Here is a 2,303-nt window from a genome sequence, read left to right as displayed (position 1 = left end):
TCTACTTCAAATTTAGTGTTTACGGTACAATGCGTTAGGTTGGGTGGTGGCGTTGTTCACCCCTTAATTGGGCGTTATATTTCAATTTGAGATTAGCAACTATGAATGAAGAAGAAAAGTTGGCAGAGAGTTACTTAAAATCGATATCCCATCATAGTTTAATATTTGAGCCAGAAGGTAATGTTCCCCCTGACTTTTTACTTAATGAAAATATTGCGATTGAAGTTACTAGACTCAACGACCACTACGAATATCAGGGAGCTTTGAGGCGCTATGATGATGACAGGATGAGAATTCTATCCTATTTGGAAAATAGCCTTAAAGCTTATGATTGCAACTTATGGGACGTTGGATTTTATGTTCACTTCAAAATTAGAAGACCGTTTGGCAATTTGAAACGAAATGGCAAGTTATTACTGGAACTACTCCATTCATTTGATACAGCTGAGAGCGTATTTAATAAAAAGCTTTATATTATATCAGATGGATTGTCTGTGAGTTTCGATCGCCATGAACTTAAAGACAATCAGCAAGTATTCAAATGCGGGGTATTCGACGAGTATGAAGAGGGTTGTCTTGTTGTGGAAGAAATGCTTAAAAATGCTAAGTACTGCATTGAGAGAAAATCCTCAAAAATAGCACCTTACTATGATAATTATGAGCAATGGTGGCTGATATTAATAGACGCGATCAATTACGGGCACTATGAAGAAAGTATAGATATATTGAAAAACAAAATTGATAAAAGTGTGTTCAATAAAGTGGTTTTTCTTGAAGCAGTCAATGGTTCATACATATTTGAAATATAACAAACTGTTTAAGAGTGATTCGCAACGCGTGGCATTTTCACTATGCGTTGCGTTTAGTGTTTAAGGTGGTATGCGGAGGCATCGGTATTGCGTTGCTCACACCTTAACAGGGCGTTATAAGGCTTGGAGAAATATGGAACTAAATTGTCTAACTGATTCAGAGTTACTCTCGCTTAATCAAAGTTTTGATGATACCTATATTGAAATACTATTCCTTTTAGAGTCTGATCAGAAGGTCAAACTCTTTGTCAGTAATAAGCAAGGTAAAGCGATAACTGTTCGTTTTAAGGGAATGCAGCTATCTGCTAGAAAGACGACTTTAAGTGACATTCCAACATTAGGTGAAGTTGAAGGAGTCTCTTATTTACAAGGCTCCCTTTCGTTAGAAGGTGACTTCGGGCTAATTGAAGTTGATGGTCAGGATATTATCCTTGAGCCCGCCTTATAACAAATTGTTCAAGAGTGATTCGGCACGCGTGGCATTTTTACTATGCGTTGGTTTTAATGGTTAAGGTGGTATGCGGAGGCTTCGGTATTGCGTGCCTCACACCTTAACAAGGCGTTAGCCGTCTTTGGGAGAGATAATCATTGCGTTGGTATATAGGTAAAACGATCAGTAAGATCAGCGAATTAGGGAGTGTAGATGATGATTTTTTGGTACGAGCCTCTGAGTCAATTCAGAAAAAATTTAGGCTGGTAAACTACCATAGTAACAAAGCTAAAACCTCACTTTATGCCTCTATACCTGATAATGATTGGAAAGCGGTAAATCTAGCATCTGCGTATTTAGGAAGTATGGCTACTTGGTCTTCTGTCTCGGATGAAGAAATAGATAATGCCGTTAAAAATGTGTTTGAAAGCGAGGCGCATATAGAGTCGTTTGCCTCACAGTTACATTCGATTGCTGATAACTTATCAGTGTTAGTTTATTGGGCAATCCCTTACATCCAGAATAAAATTGGTGACCAAAGTAAGGTGTCAATCTACAAGGTCAGAGACAGCTTGGAGTCGCATCATGCTGAGCTAAGAAAGGAAATACTGTACCTAATTGAAATGTATGAATATCAGTACTTAGTTGCTTTTACCAATCTAGGCAAACATCAATCTCTAGTGGATCGTAGTTTTCTATGCAATTTTGAAACGAGTGAAGAGCACCCTCATCAAGTCGTTTTTAAAAGCTTCGTATACAAGCAAAAGGCATACGAATCAATAAAAGCATTCGATTTTACAGATAGTTATGGGCGAAAAATAAAAGAACAGTATTTAAGAATAGGTGCTTCTTTAGAACGTGAGCTTTCAAACGGCTAACAAACTGTTTAAGAGTGATTCGCAACGCGTGGCATTTTTGCTATGCGTTGCGTTTAGTGTTTAAGGTGGTATGCGGTGGCTTTGGTATTGCGTTGCTCACACCTTAACAGGGCGTTAGAGCGCTGGAGAAAAAATGTGAATATGACGGACATAATTGAATACATTTCATATCTTATCGCAGGCATT

At 38.0% G+C, this 2,303-nt stretch carries 3 protein-coding genes; all 3 read left to right on the top strand.

What is annotated here, in order from left to right:
- The first annotated feature begins 101 nt into the window (after nucleotides 1-101).
- The 3 genes from R7P67_RS23165 to R7P67_RS23155 all read left to right on the top strand — a co-directional run bounded on the left by R7P67_RS23165 (nucleotide 102) and on the right by R7P67_RS23155 (nucleotide 2,117).
- Entirely contained in the window at nucleotides 102-809 is a 708-nt protein-coding gene (locus tag R7P67_RS23165) for a hypothetical protein (RefSeq protein ID WP_262654317.1), read from the top strand.
- A 133-nt stretch (nucleotides 810-942) separates the two neighbouring features.
- Nucleotides 943-1,257: a hypothetical protein gene (locus R7P67_RS23160; protein ID WP_054702825.1), complete on the top strand. Its 315-nt coding sequence runs from the start codon at nucleotides 943-945 to the stop codon at nucleotides 1,255-1,257.
- A 140-nt stretch (nucleotides 1,258-1,397) separates the two neighbouring features.
- Nucleotides 1,398-2,117 (top strand): hypothetical protein, encoded by a 720-nt coding sequence (locus R7P67_RS23155; protein WP_262654314.1) that lies wholly within the window; start codon nucleotides 1,398-1,400, stop codon nucleotides 2,115-2,117.
- Nucleotides 2,118-2,303 lie beyond the last annotated feature (186 nt).

The organism is Vibrio sp. Vb0937 (genome assembly GCF_033338855.1).
Note: the sequence above shows the minus strand (reverse complement) of the source record. Positions and strands in the feature narration are given on the sequence as shown.

Excerpts from the sequence above, each read along its gene's own strand:
- R7P67_RS23165 (WP_262654317.1), top strand. The coding sequence starts at position 102 with ATGAATGAAGAAGAAAAGTTGGCAGAGAGTTACTTAAAATCGATATCC.
- R7P67_RS23160 (WP_054702825.1), top strand. The coding sequence starts at position 943 with ATGGAACTAAATTGTCTAACTGATTCAGAGTTACTCTCGCTTAATCAA.